This is a genomic window from Mucilaginibacter pallidiroseus, from assembly GCF_007846085.1.
GTDB lineage: Bacteria > Bacteroidota > Bacteroidia > Sphingobacteriales > Sphingobacteriaceae > Mucilaginibacter > Mucilaginibacter pallidiroseus.
Genome location: NZ_VOEJ01000004.1, coordinates 59,770 through 76,165 on the forward strand (window position 1 = coordinate 59,770; position 16,396 = coordinate 76,165).

The window sequence follows — 16,396 nt, forward strand, 5'->3', positions numbered from 1 at the left end:
CGGTTAAATCAAATATCAGATTTTATTATGGGAAGTACTAACGCTGCGTGACTAAACAAAAACGCCCGGTAATTACACCAGGCGTTTCAAGTATATAAGATCAGGAGTTAATTACATTCCGAATGCTTTCTTCAGTTGGTCGGCCGCATATTGTTCAGCTTCTTTGGCCTGCGGCACTACCGCACCCATACCAAAAAATTCATGAGTTACGCCGTCCCAATTTTTGCTATCCACGGTTACACCTGCGGCTTTAAGTTTATCAGCCAGCATCATGCCATCGCTTTGCAACGGATCAATTTCGGCAGTGATAATGGTAGTTGCGGGTAAACCTTTAAGATTTGCGCTAACCAGGCTTATGCGCGGATCTTTAGCCTCTGCCATGCTGTTTAAATAATTTTTAACGAACCATGCCATCATCGGCTTATCCAATGGTTTGGCAGCAGCATTTTTTACGTACGATGCCGTGTTCATGTCTGATTGTGCTACCGGGTAAACAGCCAATATAGCAGTAGGTAGCATTACTTTGCTATCACGCGCTTTAATGGCTGTTGCAACAGCGAGGTTCCCACCAGCGCTTTCACCGGCTACGGCAATTTTTTTAGGGTCGCCTTTTATTGATGATGCATTTGCAACCACCCATTTGTAAGCATCAAAAGCATCGTTGTGTGCAACCGGGAATTTATTTTCGGGCGCTAAACGGTAAGCTACAGATACCACAACGGCATCCGTCATTTGTGCCAATGCATTTGGCGATGCATCATAAACATCAAGATTAGCAATTACAAAGCCGCCACCATGGTAGTACACAATTACCGGGTATGATGATTTACCTGTTTGTGGCGTATACACACGTACATGGATATCGCCACCATTTACCGGTATATCTTTACCCATGGTATCAACTTTAAAAGCAGGTTTAGCAATGCCATGCTCTTTCATCACATCCATCACGGCATCAGTAGGGGTATGATTTTTACGCGCCTCAACTGCGGTTAGTTGCGGGATAGGTTTATCGCCGTAGCTTGCCAATTTTTCAATAACAACCTGCATTTCAGGTTTCATTGATGGTGCCCAGGCCGGTGCAGGGCCCGCCGGTTTAAGTTCGGCAGCAGTGTCAGCTACAATGGCAGCAGTGTCTGCACCGGTGCTATCGGCGGCGGTCTTTTTTGCGTCACCGCTACAGGCTGCTGCAAGAAGCATGGCAGCAAGTGCAGTACTGTTAATGAAGTTTTTTTTCATGGTTTTTGTCTTAGTTATTTCGTTTTCACCATGCAACATCAGCTTATTTAAAAAAGTTTCCTTGTAAGATATGATTTTGAGTAATAGATATAAAATACAACCAAATGGGTTAATAATCTTCGTTTTTGTGCATTTAGGGGCTTATTATTTGATTTTTTTCAAAAACAATTGGCGCGCAAAAAATATTATAATGTGTATTACTGACGCATTATAATTAGAAACGATACAGGCTTTAAAGAGATGAACAACCAGGCATTAAACAACAGGGAAAATAACGACAATATTGGAAACGTAACCGAAGGCGTAGTTAAGCTAAGTGTTGAAATGAGCACTGAAGATTATGGTGTGCTGGTAGGAGGATACAACAGGAATTATCTTTACATAAATGAGGAGCTAAACTTTAATATATTTGGTTTAGGCAATAACCCGAACTATTAACTATATTATAATTAGAAAAGGCGCTTTGAGATTATCAAAGCGCCTTTTTTTAATTTGCTGCAGCTTAATTTACCACTAACGTAGCAATTGAATGTGGTTGTGCGGTAACCTTTGCCGATTTACCTTTAATCCAAAGGCTGTAATCAAGTTTCTCATCTGTGCTGTTCATAACCACAACAGCTAATGAGCCATCGGTATTCATGTAAGCTGTGGTAAGCAGTTTATCGCGGCTGGCAACACTTGCTACACGTTTTGCACCAGGTTTGATAAACTTGGAGAAATGCCCCATGTAATAGTATGAGTTGGTGTAGATAAGCTTTCCGCTGCGGGTATCTGCATGCACGGGTGCAAAGCAAAAATTGCCTACATGGTTGGGGCCACCTTTTTCGTCGAGCAGTATGTTCCAGTCTGTCCAGGCAACTGTACCGCCATTAAAGTCGTTTATCATCGAGAGGCCGTAACGCTCGCCTAACGACCAGTCGTTCAGTTTCTCAAAATCGAACTTTTCAACACAGCCTTCTGTAAATATCAGGTTCTTGTCGGGGAAGGCTTCATGCGTTTGCCTAACGGCTGCAAAATTTTGGCCGGCACCTGTCCATGTTTCATACCAATGGAAACCAATACCCCATATATATTTTGCAGCTGCGGGATCTTCCAATATGGTGCTTGCGCGTTGGTAAAGCAAATCGCGGTTGTGGTCCCAAACTATCAGCTTTTTTGAAGCCATGCCGCCCTTGGCCAGGGTTGGGCCTAAAAAGTTCTTTACAAAGTCGCGCTCTTCCTCAGCCGTGTACTTGCATGACTCCCATGTTTGTGTAGCCATAGGCTCATTTTGTACTGATAGCCCCCAGATAGGGATGCCCGCTTTTTCGTAAGCGTTTATAAACTTCACATAAAAGTTGGCCCAGTTTTGCCGGTATTTAGGCAGCAGTTTGCCACCGTGCAAAACGTCATTGTTATCCTTCATAAAAGCAGGCGGGCTCCAAGGCGATACAAACATGGTTAGCTTGCCACCCGCTGCCGCTGTTGCTTCCTTTATAAATGGAATGCGGTATTTTTTGTCGTGGCTAATGTCAAACGTTTTCAAGTCGGCATCACCCTCTTTTACATAGCTGTAGCTGGCGCTGCTAAAGTCGCTGCTTTGTATGGTGGTGCGGGCAAGAGTAAAGCCAATGCCTTTTGTTTTGTCGTAGTAAGCGCTTAGCAACTCCTGCTGCTTGTCTTTTGGTAGTTTGTAAAAGGTTTCTGAAACAGCGTCTGTTAATGCGCCACCTATGCCTACCATGCTTTGAAAGGTTTTAGCCGGGTCAACAAATATGGCAAACTCCGTTTCGGGCGGTTGCGGGTTGCTGGTAAATTTAAGTGAGCCGTCGGGCGACAATCTTTTGTCGGTACCTTTTTCGGTTACATAAACCTTAACGGTTTTATTAGCAGCAGAGTAAGTGGTACCTTTTGGCATTGTTTTCTGCGCTATTGCTCCCGCGGAGATAAATAGCGAGAGGACTAAGAAATATCTTTTGGTCATGATAATTGGAAAGATGTTATTGGATTGCAGTATTGGCCAAATCTATTAAAATAAGCGCTGATAGTGTTAATTGGACACTAACTTTTTACCGGCGCCGAGCCATAAAACGCTATTAATTATAAGCTTCTCCTCCTTGGGGTTATTAAGCGTATGGGATAGGTCCTTATTTGTACCATGTTCATAGTCGATATCGTTATGCCCCATGTTCATGTAAATCATCTTATAATTTTTATTGGTCCATACTACCGGATAGTAACCACTGTACCAGATTTCGTGTTGCTTGGGGCCGGTTCCTAACGGGAAACTTACAGGGTCAATAGATGCTAAAATTTTAATGTCGGGGTTTTTTGTTAAGTCTTTTTCCCAACGGTACCACTCATTAGGCTGTGATTTGAACGTTGCAGGCAGGCCTTTGGTGGCAGGGTGTGAGCGGTCTTCAACCTTTAACACTGCCGATGTTGGTCGCCAGGTATTGCTGCCATATTGCCCAGAGCCCAAAAACTCGTTATGATACCAATCCCAATCCTGGTTAAACTCAGATTTGTTTAAGGCAAATGCCGAGAAGTGAAAACCTAACCAGCCACCGCCGTTTTTCATGTATTGCTCAAAAGCCGCGCGCTGATCTTTATCCTCAGGGCGGGTATCTAAAAATATAACCACTTTATAATTTGCCAGGAACTTTGCGTTAAGGTTGCTCCAGTTGCTTGTAGAGTCGTAACCGAAATTATATTTCTTTGCCATCAGCGGGAACCATTTGTTGGCTTCATGCACAAAGCTGATGTGCGCCTGATCGTTCTTGGCGGTGTAAAAAGCAATTACTTTAAACTTTTGCGCTGCCGCAGTGCTGATCATAAAAAAGCAGGCAAGGCAAAGCAATAAAACTTTGCTGTTAGTTGTGTTAAACATGGGTTATAGCTGGTTTATTAAGCTAATTTATAGTTAAATGAACAATTGTGTTTAGATTTATTATCACAAACTACTCAAACGTTTTCGAGATGGAAAATTTAGCCAGACAAGTAAAAGTTTTGCAGCTATGCGTAGCGGTTTTGTTTATTACCGTAGTGGCTTTGGTCATCAACCAATTTGTTGCAAAGCAGACAGCAAAAGAACTCACCCTGGAACGCCTTAACATTGTAGACAGCACCGGCACACTGCGCATGGTTATCAGCAACAAGCAAAAGCAACACCCGGGCGCAGTGGATGGTAAAGCGGTTGCCCCACGCGAGCGGGATGCGGGCCTGATATTTTTTAATGATGAAGGCGATGAGTGCGGCGGACTGATTTACAGTGGTAATAAAAAGGAAGCATCCATGGTGTATTCTATAGATCAATTTAAGAACGACCAGATCATGCAACTGCAATATGCACAGCAAAGTGACGGCGCTAATAACCGGAGCTATGGCTTTAAACTGTGGGATAGAAGCGATGCCTTCCGCACGAGCCAACTTCTCAAATATGCCGACTCATTAAAAGGCTTGCACAACCAGGCTTTATATGATGATGGCATTAACAAATTAAAAGCGAAAGGCTATCTTGGCGTGGAGCGCTTGTTTCTGGGTAAAACTAAAACAGGGCAAACAGGACTCTTTTTGAAAGATGCAAATGGTAAGCCCCGCTTAACCATTTGCATTGATAGCCTTAACCAACCTGTTATACAAACCCTGGGCGATAACGGCGAAGTAGTAGCCACACTTGGCGGCAAATAGTTATTTTAGTTTAACGTAGGTTTCAACAATCTCGTGATCTATCTTGAGGCTGTCTATCTTTTCGATACCTTTCTGAATAAGCGAATCGCCTTTGAAAGTAACCTTAAACTTGAATGAGTTGCCTTCCCAGGCGCGGTTGGTATAGTATTGCAGGGTTTCGGTATAGTTATCGCCCTCCAAAGTGTAAGTGCCGGCGCCCGAATCATATATACGCTTGCCCTTGTTACCATCAAGGTCGTGCCTTAAAAATGCAAAATGATCGGCATTCAGCATTTTTATCATTTCATCTTTTTGCCCGGTAACAGGATAGGTTGATACAGTATCCCCTTTGGTTATTTTGAGCGCCGAAACAAGTTTCCAGGTGCCTTCAATGGGCGTTACTGCTTTTTCGGTAATTGCCGATTCTTTTGCCGGTTCCTTACAGGCTGCCAGTAGCAGCACCGCCGGGATAATTAATTTAGCTTTCATTGTTTGTGAGATATGAGATTGTTTAGTTGAATTATTTTACCAATTGCTCGTACAAGCGCTGCAAGGTATCTTCCCCGTCAATGCAAAAGCCTGGGTGAACCTTTGATGTTTGCACCACTGTACTGCGCGTAGCGGTTAACCATCTGAAACGTGATGCGGTATCAAGCAAACCAATTGGCCCTGCATCATTACCACCCTCGCTGATCCGTTGAAAGGAGCGAAGGTTTTCTTCCAGCCCTTCCAGATCGATATCTTTTGACAGCGCACGCAGGCGGTTGTGGTCAAGCTCGTATATCATCTTCAGGTACTTCTGTTTAGAACAGTACAGTACTACGCCCACATTAATAAATTCCTCGCGTTCTACCCTTGGTACTACGCGTATCACAGCATACTCAAATAAGTGACGATCTTGCATGTTGGGCTTCGTTTACAAAAATATCTGAGTGTGCAACACGGGTATTTAAAAACTGTGCATATACCTGGCGCTGATCATCAGCTGTTTCAAATGAGCGGTCGGTTAGCCAATCGTCTGGGATAATTGATACAATTGCGTTTATACGGTCGGGCGTTAGGATAGCTTTAAATTCGTTATCCACTTCCGCTAAATCGGCAGCGCGTTTTAGCAACACATGATCTTTGATCTGCACAAAAGGGCGTTTGCTTTGCTCTTCCCAGTTATCCATACTGTGATGAAAATACAGGGCAGCACCATGGTCTATTAGCCAAAGTTCCTTGTGCCACATCAGCATGTTGGTATTACGGGGCGTGCGGTCAACATTTGTTAGCAAGGCATCAAGCCAAACTATCTGCGAGGCCAGCTTGGTTTCAACGTAAGTAACTGTAGGATCAAATGTGATAGCGCCTGATAGGTAATGTAATGCCAGGTTGAGGCCCACGCTGAACTTAAGCAGATCCTGTATCTCTTCGTCAGGTTCTGTACGGCCAAATGCTTCGTCAAGGTTTACAAACACCAGTTCCGGTATTTTGAAACCAAGCAACCGGGCAATTTCACCGCCTATTAACTCAGCTATTAATGCCTTTGGCCCCTGGCCGGCACCTCTAAATTTTAATACATATAAAAAGCCGTCGTCGGCCTCGGCAATGGCCGGGAGTGAACCGCCCTCACGAAGGGGCGTTACATAGCGCGTTACGTTTACCGTACGCAATTGTGGTGGGTTTATAGCACTCATGTTATATGGTGCTAATATAGCGGTAATAGTTTGTAATGGGTAGGGGGTGGTAAGTAGGAGAGTTGTAAAGCCTGTCGAGACACCGGGTCTTCGACAGGCTCAAAGTCATTTGGAATATGGCTATAAACCAAAGCCGTAGGCTACGCGCAGGCCGATCATACCATTGCGGTAACCATTGCCGGAGATGTTTTCATAGCGGATGCCAAAATCCCACTTCTTGTTTGCGTACCCAACGGTCCCCGAATAAAGGTATTCTGAGTCGCCACCCCCGTTATCTACCTGGAAGCCCATGCCTGCTTCGCCGCCTATGTATATATGTGAAGACACAAAAGCCTTGAACCCAACTTTAACAGGAATAAGATCTAAATCCCATTTGTATGCATACAACTGCGTTTGTGTTTGGGCATACATGTTTTTAGGGAAGAAATGATAAATGCCGGATGTGAAGGTAAGAGCCACCTTGTTTGACAATCCGTATTGGAGCCTTGGCGTAACTCCCAAACCAAAATTGGTGGAATGGCTAAAATTGCCCACCGGTAATAAAGCGTCCGCGCCGATGCCAAAGCGTAGCTTACCTTTTTCAATTGATTGTGCTTTTGTTTGCGTACTAACGCATACGGCTAATACTGCTAAGGCCGCCGCAAAAATAAATGTTTTCATTCCTGATTTGTTTAGTTGATTAATGCCACTTAAACGGCGGAATGATTTAAAATTGTGGCCTTTAACGTTATTTAACAGGGTTTTAACGTTGTTTAACAATTGGGGGATATGGTATTTAGCTTGGCAATGCCGTCATGCTGAACTTGTTTCAGCATCCCACGTTTCCGTATGTCGGGATGCCGATATGCATCGGCACGGGGAGATGGGAAATTGTCCCTGTTACTATGTCTTCGACAGCCTCAGACTGACCCGTTTCAAGAGTCAGTCCGGACTTGTTTCAGCATCTTAAGTTTTAGGATGATGGGATGCCGAAACGCATCGGTATGAACGTTATTAGCAACTCGTAACTGCAAACAAAAAAAGCGGCCGTAAGCCGCTTTTTTTAAAATCTAAAGAATTATTATTTATTGCTGTGGCGCCTGCATGCCGCCAAATTTTGAGGCATACTCTTTAAGCTCGGCGCTTATTTTGTTATTGAGCTGGGTTTGCTTAAACTCCTTGGTTAAGCCGTCCATACCGTTAAGTAACGACATCGCCAGCTGTACGTCCCTGCTGCTCACCTCGCCGCCACTTTGCGACTGGCTGTAGTTGTATTTTAGTTGGTCGATCACGAAATCATCAACCAGCTTAATTAGTTTGTTGGCCATTGCCTGGTCGTTCACATGATATGCAGTTTCGGCCATGTAATATTTGCGGATAGCCAATTCCGATGAGCTGATTGCTTCCGGCATGTTTGCATCATATTTTTTCAATGCGTTTTTAGCCAGATCCTGGTGTCCTTCTTTTAAAAGATTATCGGTAAGGTTGGCATACATGCGCGTCATCAACGGGTAAAACAACGTGGTAGATTCATGATCAAGGTTACGGGCAGTTTTAAAATTGCCGTACTTAAATTTGTTTACCATGTTGTTGTACATGATTAGGGTGTTGCTTGCCTCAAGCGGTTGCTGTGTAGTATCCGGTTTTAAAGGCATCAGGCGGTAAGCAAAACCTTCGTTGTACATGTAACGGTCAAGGCCTATCATGTTTTCGGTACCTGCGGTAACCGAAAAGTAAACCGGGCGTTTCCAGTTATTGTGCGCCAGGATATCTATAATAGCAAGGTTATCTTTAGTGATGTACTTACCAGGGTAGGTCCATTTCATCGATGTATCTATGCGGCTGCGCAATTGCTCAGGTACCGCACCTGCCTTAATAGCTTCTTCCGGGTTTACACTCAGGCTGAAATTTTTGGTAGGCAAATAGTTTGCGCTTTCGCCGTTCTCATACTGCACTTTGGTTTGGGCATCATCAGATGTGATAAAGTCAAATAATTCCTTCAAATCAACTGAACCGTTAAGTTTGGAGTCGTTGTAGTAAATTACATCGCGCACGCCCGATACAAACTTGCTGTTTGGCATAGTGATAGGCAAAGGCTCAGAGTCGTTCATTTTTTGCTTCATCTGGCGGATGTACCAATCCGTACCTAATAAGCTAAGATTTACAATACGCACATCGGGCCTTATACCTTCAACTTCCTGGATGTACCAAAGCGGATAGGTGTCGTTATCGGCATAAACAAACAAAATAGCATTAGGCGCACACGAGTTTAGGTAATCATAAGCCATATCATGCGGTGTCATTTTAGTTGAGCGGTCGTGGTCATCCCATTCCTGGCTGGCCATTAAAACAGGCGCTGCCAATAAGCAAACAACCGTAGCTATGATGGCACCTGTTTTAGCATTCATTTTTTTGCTTAAAAAGTCGGCTATCATCAACACACCCAAGCCTATCCAAATGGCAAAGGCATAAAAAGAACCTGCGTAAGCGTAATCACGTTCACGTGGCTGCAATGGGTCTTGGTTAAGGTAAAGCACAATGGCCAAACCTGTAAAGAAAAATAGTACCGCTACTACGCCAGCATCGCGCTGATTACGTTTAAAGTGGTAAACTACGCCTAACAGGCCAATAATAAGTGGTAAAAAGAAAAGGCGGTTATAAGTATTGCTTTGCGTTACAGATGTTGGCAGTTCCTTTTTAAAGTTAAGGCCGCTAATCCAGCTGCCATCAATGGCGCTGTTGCTCATCTGCCCATCCATTTCATTGGCGCGACCAACAAAGTTCCATAAAAAGTAACGGGTATACATTTGGTTTACCTGCCAGCTACCAAAAAAGCCCAGGTTGGTACCCATAGTAGGCGCTTCGTCCGGCCCCAGGTGAGACCATTCCCTATAAAACTGCGGATGGTTTGGCTTTTGGCTAAACATACGCGGGAACAATGTATTATGATCGTAAATGGTATTTAGCTTTTTGCCTGCAACCTCATATTTCTTCTCGCCGCGGCGATATATGGTTGCACCTTCTTTTTGATCGGTAGGTTTGGCGTCAAAGAATTCACCATATAATAAAGGCGTTTCGCCGTACTGATCGCGGTTAAGATAACTGTTCAGGGCAAAAGCATCCTGCGGATCGCTATTGTTAAGGTTGGTACCTGCTTTTGCACGGATAACAATCATTACAAATGAGCTGTAACCAAACAGGATGAACACGGCGGATATTAAAACGCGGTTAAGCGCCGCACGGCGCTCACGCACTTTAACAACATACTCTAAAAAGGCAAGTACCGCCGCTGCGCCTACCAAGCCCAATATACCTGCGCTGATGCCCAGGAACAACACAAAGCACGCTACGGTAATGCCCAATAACACTGTTGATGGTTTTATAGTATATAATATACCGGCAACCAGCGTACCTATAACCAACAGGAAGAATATAATAGCACCGCTACCGAAACCGAAGCCCAGGGTGTTTACAAAGAACAGGTCGGCAAAGGCAGCGCCTTTAACGGTAAACTGTATCACACCCCAAAGAATGACTGCAACGGTAATGACACCTAGTATAAAGGCCCATATGGTGCCCTTTGTAGTGATCTCTTTAGCTCGACGGAAGTAAATAACCAATGCAATAGCAGGTATCACTAATAAGTTAAGTAAGTGGATGCCTATCGAAAGCCCCATGATGTAGGCAATAACAATAATCCATTTATCGGCACGCTCTTCATCCGCATGGGCATCCCATTTTAAAATCGCCCAAAATACAACCGCTGTACATAACGATGATAAAGCGTAAACCTCGCTCTCAACAGCCGAGAACCAAAAGGTATCCGAAAATGTATAAGCCAATGAGCCTACCAAACCTGCACCCATAATAAGGATGATGTTGGTTTGCGTTAACTGCTCTTTCGATTTAACTAATATTTTTTTGGCAAGCGCGGTAATGCTCCAGAAAAGGAACAATATGGTAGCACCGCTGGCCAGTGCCGATGACATATTGGTAAATTTCGCAACTTTTGAATTATCCCCTAATGAAAGAAGCGAGAACACTTTGCCTATCATAGTGAACAAAGGTGCCCCGGGCTGATGCGCCACTTGCAGGCGATATATGCAGGCAATAAATTCGCCGCAATCCCAAAAGCTGGTAGAGGGCTCGAGTGTTAAGATGTAGGTTAACGAAGCAATAATAAAGGCTGCCCAGCCAAATATATTGTTGGTTTTGTTATAATTCATGAGTTAAAAAACGATATTACTATGGTTTTGACCTGCCGAAATTAATAAAACTATTATGCTTTTGATGATAAATGCACATTCCTTAACATTTTTTAACGTGTATGATACAGGTAATAAAGGCTTTAATAAATTTTTTAAAATTTTGCTTTTAACTTATTGGTATTCGTCTTATATTTGCATTCCTTTTCGGGGAGGCTTACAAACCAAAGGAGATTGCCTGATAGTATAATGGTAGTACGACGGTTTTTGGTACCGTTTGTCTAGGTTCGAATCCTGGTCGGGCAACAATAGAAATTCGGATTTCTGGTTTTCAATTTCGGAGTAACATCCGGAGGAAAATAAGAAATCCGATTTGTTTATACGGGGTGCTGATTATTTGGAGCAACTACGGCGTACGGCCTTTAGCTGCGGGATTTGAAATCACAAAAAGATGCCTTTACAGTTTAATACGGTTAAGCTATTCTCTGGTACAGGTTCAACAGAACTGTCAAAAAACATTGCAGCAGCATACGGTCATGAACTTGGCGATGTTGTTTTATCGCGCTTCAGCGATGGCGAGTTTCAACCACATTTTAATGAATCTATCCGCGGCTGCGACGTATTTTTAATACAAAGCACGCACCAGCCTACTGATAATCTGATGGAATTGCTGATGATGATTGATGCCGCCCGCCGTGCATCAGCTCATTACATTATAGCAGTTATACCATACTTCGGTTTAGCCCGTCAAGACAGGAAGGATAAACCCCGTGTTGCCATTGGATCAAAACTGGTTGCCAACCTTTTGGTAGCTGCCGGTATTAACCGCATCATGACGATGGACCTGCACGCGGCGCAGATCCAGGCGTTTTTTGATGTACCGGTTGACCACCTTGATGCATCGGTAATATTTGTGCCTTATATAAAAAGCCTTGGCTTGAGCAATCTTACCATTGCATCGCCGGATATGGGCGGCTCATACAGGGCACGCAGCTTTGCCAAGTTTTTTAACGCAGAGGTTGTAATTTGCGATAAACGCCGTAAACGTGCCAACGAGATTGAAAGCATGACCATTATTGGTGATGTAACTGATCAGGATATTGTGCTGATCGACGATATCTGCGATACAGCAGGCACGCTTGCAAAGGCAGCCAGCTTAATTATGGAGCGCGGTGCGCGTAGTGTTCGCGCAGTTTGTACACACCCGGTTTTATCCGGTAAGGCTTATGAAACTATTGAAAATTCGGCCCTTGCCGAACTGATAGTTACGGACACTATACCTTTGAAGCAAGAAAGCAGCAAAATAAAAGTATTGTCTACAGCGGATTTGTTTGCCAAGGCAATTGCCAATGTAAATGAGCATGGCTCGATAAGCCAGTTGTTTAAGGTAGACTAAAAATTGAATTAAAATATCCATACCGCGTTGGTATGGCTTGTAACATAAATAAATAATGAAATCAATTGCTATTAGCGGTTCTCTGAGAGAGAACGTAGGGAAAAGAGACGCGAAGGAACTGCGTTACCAGGGCTTAGTGCCTGCAGTGCTTTACGGTGGGGCTACCCAAACCCACTTTGCAGTGTCCGCAGCTGATTTGAGAGCCGTGATCTACACTCCGGTTGTTCATTTCATCGACATCACTGTAGGCGACAAAACTGCTCAGGCTATTATTAAGGATGCACAATTCCATCCGTTAACTGAGCAGCTTATCCACATCGACTTTTTAGAGTTAGATGAGAACAAACCGGTAACTATCGAGATACCTGTAAAATTAACAGGTACATCTCCTGGTGTTAAAGTGGGTGGTAAATTGGTACAGAAACTACGTAAATTACGTGTTAAAGCTTTACCTAAAGACCACTTAGACAACATTGAAGTGAGCATTGAAGCGCTTGAAGTTGGTAAATCAGTACGTGTTAGCGAAATCAACTACCCTAACATTACTATCACTAACGCTCAGGAAGATACTGTTGTATCTGTAACTACTTCACGTGCATTGCGTCAGGCAGAACAAGAAGCAAGCAAAGGCAAATAATTAATTTGCAATTGCACCGATAACAGCGATAAGGGTAACCTTGTCGCTGTTGTTGTTTATGGCTGTTGGTAATCCGTCCCTTGAAAGGGACGGTAATGAAGTTTTTGGACTACAGCTTATCATGTAGAATTTATTTCGGTCCCACAAAGTAGCTTTCGAGCATATGAGATGCCGATATGCATCGGCATGACCAAGTATTTAACCGGTCTTGCTGAACTTGTTTCAGCATCCCACAAGGCAATCTGCCATGCATTTAAGATGCCAATATGCATCGGGATGAATACTTAGTATTCATTGCTGTCGGCTTCAGCCGACGGATACTTGAAAGGGACGGCAATGAAGTCTGATGTTCATAGGTTGAGAAAGTGAATACTTAGTATTCATTGCCGTCGGCTTCAGCCGACGGATGCTAAGCAAGTACATGTCTTCGGCCAAAAACTTACCCGCAGTTCATTTCAAATAATTTTATCTTTGCACTAAACGTAATATGGGCATCAGCTCTTTTTTTAGCAAAATTTTTAAGCAGCCGGAGGCAACAGTACCATCGGTACCCGCAGATATGAAGTATTTGATAGTTGGCCTCGGTAACATCGGCCCGGAGTATGCCGATACGAGGCATAACATAGGTTTTATGGTTTTAGATGAATATGCTAAACAGGAGGGTGCGCGTTTTAGCACAGGCCGCCTTGCTGCACATACCGAGGTAAGCCATAAAGGGCGCAGTATTAACCTTATCAAACCAACTACATACATGAACCTGAGCGGCAAAGCCCTTAACCACTGGATGAAGGACCTTAAAATCCCGATAGAAAATGTATTGGTAATTGTTGATGATCTTGCGTTGCCATTAGGAACACTTCGCTTAAAGCCCAAAGGCAGTGCCGCCGGGCACAACGGACTTAAAAACATTGAAGCTGTATTAGGCAACAGCAATTACGCAAGGCTACGTTTCGGCATAGGTGATAATTACCCAAAAGGCCGCCAGGTTGATTTTGTATTGAGCAAATTTGATAAAGACGAATTGCCCGAGTTGCCTGCGCTTATTGATAGGTCTATTGAAATGGTTAAGGCTTTCTGCACAATCGGTACCGAACTTACCATGACAAGGTTTAATAAATAGAATACTTAGCGCCAGCGTATTGAGTTAAATATCTGTTAAATTTTTCTTTAGGTGCAACGTTTCCATTTATGCCTACGTCATATGAGGCATAAAACACCTAAATGAAAAAATTTCTACTTGCAGCACTTTCATCTGCATTTGCCTTACCACTTTCGCACAAACATCTACACCAAACATTTCGGTAAAAGGAATAGTGATCGATTCGGCTGTAAACAAGCCGCTTGGTTACGTAACCGTTGCTGTTACCGATGCAGCCACTAATCAGCCAGTAAAAAGCATGCTGACCGAAGACGATGGCTCTTTTGAGTTAACCGGGCTTGCTGCGAAAGGCTACAAACTTTCCTTAATATACCTTGGCTACAGCACCAAGGTTATCAGCATAGCAGCTAAAAGTACCGATGTTGGTAAGGTTATCCTTTCTCCTGCAAGTAAACAGCTAAAAGAAGTTTCAATTGTGGCCGCCAAACCATTAATGAAACAAGAGGTTGACCGCATAAGCTATGATGTACTGGCCGACCCGGAAAGTAAAACGCTTACCGCGTTGGACATGATCAGGAAAGTGCCCATGCTATCTGTTGATGGAAACGATGCCATTAAACTTCGCGGTAGCGGCAATTATAAGATATTGCTGAATGGCAAGGAGTCGGCGCTCATGTCGGCCAACCCGTCAGATATATTGAAGGCCATGCCGGGTACCAACATTGTGAAGATTGAAGTGATCACAACGCCGCCGGCTAAGTATGATGCCGAAGGCTTATCGGGTATCATCAACATCATAACACAAAAGAAAGCCGACGAGGGCTACAATGGCTCGGTAAATGCCAATTACAACTCTGTTTATGGTATAAGGAGTAATATAAATTTAACCGTTAAACAAGGTAAAATTGGCCTTAACGCGTTTGCCGGTATAGGAAGCAGGCCGCGCCGCTCGCAGCCATTTTATAACCGCACCGAATTTTTAAAGGAGCCTAATACCATTATCCAGGAAGGCGACAGGTTTATGAGCGGCACCAATCGCTATGTAAGCACCGAGTTGAGTTACGAAGCTGATACATTAAACTTGCTTACAGGAACCTTTAACGCTTATAGCAACAGCAATAATGGCGGCGGTACTCAGTACAACACCGAAGACCTGGGTGGCGTGCAAAATAGATACACTACCATAAATAACAGTAACCGTAAGTTTGATGGTCAGGACTTTGGGCTTAATTATCAATTAGGTTTTAAAGCAAATAAGGAGCAACTGTTAACAGCATCATACAAATTCAGCAATAACCGGAGCAGCAACAACAACCAGGTTGAGCCGGGCAATGCCAATAACTTCAGGCAGTTTAATAAAGCGGGAGGTAGGGAACATACCGCTCAATTGGACTACGTACAGCCTTTAAAGGTAATTACGGTAGAAGCAGGAGGTAAATTAATAAGCCGTAACAACTTTAGCGATTTCCGGTTCGAGGGTTTTGACCCCGCGACAAATCAATATGTACTGAATGCGGGCCAGTCAAACATGTTCGATTATCAGCAAAACGTGTATAGTGTTTACAACTCGTATACTTTGAAAGCCAATAAGTGGACGTTTAAAGCAGGTGGCCGTTATGAACGTACAACGGTTGATGCCGATTTTACATCAAGCGATACATCGCTCAACCAAAGGTTCAACAACGTTATACCGTCCGTATCTATACAACGCAGTTTAAAAAATAGTTCGTTAACATTTGGTTTTACACAGCGTATTCAAAGGCCGGGTATTTATCAGCTCAACCCTTTTGTTGATCGTACCAACCCAAATTTTGTTACAACGGGTAATCCGGCTTTGCGCCCATCGGTAAACAATAACTTCGAGTTAAGCTATGGCAATTTTAGCAAGGGCTCTATAAACATCAGCACCAGTTATTCGTTCGCCAATAATACTATCCAAAACTTCTCAAGGGTTGACGGTACCGTTACTACCACCACTTTTGCCAACGTAGGCAAAACAAAAAACCTTGGGCTGGATGTTAATCTGAACATGCCGTTTACCAAGCGTTTTAACGTAAATGTAAATGCCGAAGTAATGCAGGTATGGCTGGAGGGTGATTACGGCAACCAGTTTTTCAAAAATAGCGGTCAGCAGGGGCACTTGTTTACCAACAGCAGCTACAAATTTGATAGTGGCTACCGTATAGGTGTAAACCTTGGGTTTGATAGCCGTTACGTATTGCTGCAGGGTACCGATAATTACTACTTAGGCTATGGTGCTAACATGTCTAAAGAGTTTTTTGGTAAAAAACTAAATGTCTCTGTTTATACAAATAGTCCGTTCAGTAAGTATATCAAGCTGGATTTCCAAACCCGTACCAATGAGTTTCGAACTACCACATATAACTATCAGTTTTACCGTGCATTTGGCATAAGTGTCAACTACAAGTTTGGTAAGCTTAATGCCTCTATCAAAAAAAATCAGCGTGGTATAAATAATGATGATACAAGCAGCGGCGGTTCAAGAAATTGATA

Annotated in this window: 14 protein-coding genes and 1 tRNA gene; 7 read left to right on the forward strand and 8 right to left on the reverse strand. The window is 43.5% G+C overall.

Annotated features, from left to right (window positions below; translation table 11 throughout):
• Positions 1-111: 111 nt before the first annotated feature.
• On the reverse strand, positions 112-1,239 hold the full coding sequence (locus FPZ43_RS09555; RefSeq protein ID WP_146381697.1) for an alpha/beta hydrolase: 1,128 nt from the start codon (positions 1,237-1,239) through the stop codon (positions 112-114).
• Positions 1,240-1,479: 240 nt separating this feature from the next.
• Between FPZ43_RS09555 and FPZ43_RS09560 the strand changes: the two genes are divergently transcribed.
• The gene (locus FPZ43_RS09560; RefSeq protein WP_146381698.1) at positions 1,480-1,677 is read left to right on the forward strand and encodes a hypothetical protein; all 198 of its coding nucleotides are present in this window, start codon (positions 1,480-1,482) and stop codon (positions 1,675-1,677) included.
• A gap of 64 nt (positions 1,678-1,741) precedes the next feature.
• Here the strand turns inward: FPZ43_RS09560 and FPZ43_RS09565 are convergent, their stop codons facing one another.
• The gene (locus tag FPZ43_RS09565; RefSeq protein ID WP_146381699.1) at positions 1,742-3,202 is read right to left on the reverse strand and encodes a glycoside hydrolase family 30 protein; all 1,461 of its coding nucleotides are present in this window, start codon (positions 3,200-3,202) and stop codon (positions 1,742-1,744) included.
• Between the two features lie 66 nt (positions 3,203-3,268).
• On the reverse strand, positions 3,269-4,108 hold the full coding sequence (locus tag FPZ43_RS09570; protein ID WP_146381700.1) for a ThuA domain-containing protein: 840 nt from the start codon (positions 4,106-4,108) through the stop codon (positions 3,269-3,271).
• Between the two features lie 89 nt (positions 4,109-4,197).
• Between FPZ43_RS09570 and FPZ43_RS09575 the strand changes: the two genes are divergently transcribed.
• On the forward strand, positions 4,198-4,908 hold the full coding sequence (locus FPZ43_RS09575; RefSeq protein ID WP_146381701.1) for a hypothetical protein: 711 nt from the start codon (positions 4,198-4,200) through the stop codon (positions 4,906-4,908).
• Here the strand turns inward: FPZ43_RS09575 and FPZ43_RS09580 are convergent, their stop codons facing one another.
• The 5 genes from FPZ43_RS09580 to FPZ43_RS09600 form a co-directional block, all read right to left on the reverse strand.
• Positions 4,909-5,376: a lipocalin family protein gene (locus FPZ43_RS09580; RefSeq protein ID WP_146381702.1), complete on the reverse strand. Its 468-nt coding sequence runs from the start codon at positions 5,374-5,376 to the stop codon at positions 4,909-4,911. It abuts the gene before it with no gap.
• Between the two features lie 31 nt (positions 5,377-5,407).
• Positions 5,408-5,791, reverse strand: a complete 384-nt coding sequence (locus tag FPZ43_RS09585) for a DUF3037 domain-containing protein (protein WP_146381703.1) — start codon at positions 5,789-5,791, stop codon at positions 5,408-5,410.
• Positions 5,769-6,566, reverse strand: a complete 798-nt coding sequence (locus tag FPZ43_RS09590; RefSeq protein ID WP_146381704.1) for a HipA family kinase — start codon at positions 6,564-6,566, stop codon at positions 5,769-5,771. Before FPZ43_RS09590 ends, FPZ43_RS09585 begins: the two co-directional genes overlap by 23 nt.
• Before the next feature lie 120 nt (positions 6,567-6,686).
• Positions 6,687-7,226 (reverse strand): hypothetical protein, encoded by a 540-nt coding sequence (locus FPZ43_RS09595; RefSeq protein ID WP_146381705.1) that lies wholly within the window; start codon positions 7,224-7,226, stop codon positions 6,687-6,689.
• Between the two features lie 404 nt (positions 7,227-7,630).
• Positions 7,631-10,771 (reverse strand): protein O-mannosyl-transferase family, encoded by a 3,141-nt coding sequence (locus tag FPZ43_RS09600; protein ID WP_146381706.1) that lies wholly within the window; start codon positions 10,769-10,771, stop codon positions 7,631-7,633.
• A gap of 214 nt (positions 10,772-10,985) precedes the next feature.
• Between FPZ43_RS09600 and FPZ43_RS09605 the strand changes: the two genes are divergently transcribed.
• From FPZ43_RS09605 to FPZ43_RS09625, 5 genes are all read left to right on the forward strand, one after another.
• A tRNA-Gln gene (locus tag FPZ43_RS09605) sits at positions 10,986-11,056 on the forward strand.
• A gap of 145 nt (positions 11,057-11,201) precedes the next feature.
• Entirely contained in the window at positions 11,202-12,146 is a 945-nt protein-coding gene (locus FPZ43_RS09610) for a ribose-phosphate pyrophosphokinase (RefSeq protein WP_146381707.1), read from the forward strand.
• 55 nt (positions 12,147-12,201) lie between these two features.
• Positions 12,202-12,783 carry a 50S ribosomal protein L25/general stress protein Ctc gene (locus FPZ43_RS09615; protein ID WP_146381708.1) on the forward strand — a complete coding sequence of 194 codons (582 nt, stop codon included), beginning with the start codon at positions 12,202-12,204 and terminating at the stop codon, positions 12,781-12,783.
• A 559-nt stretch (positions 12,784-13,342) separates the two neighbouring features.
• The gene (pth, locus tag FPZ43_RS09620) at positions 13,343-13,903 is read left to right on the forward strand and encodes an aminoacyl-tRNA hydrolase (RefSeq protein ID WP_146381969.1); all 561 of its coding nucleotides are present in this window, start codon (positions 13,343-13,345) and stop codon (positions 13,901-13,903) included.
• Positions 13,904-14,093: 190 nt separating this feature from the next.
• Complete coding sequence (locus FPZ43_RS09625; protein ID WP_261381057.1) at positions 14,094-16,394, forward strand: TonB-dependent receptor domain-containing protein; 2,301 nt, start codon at positions 14,094-14,096, stop codon at positions 16,392-16,394.
• Positions 16,395-16,396 lie beyond the last annotated feature (2 nt).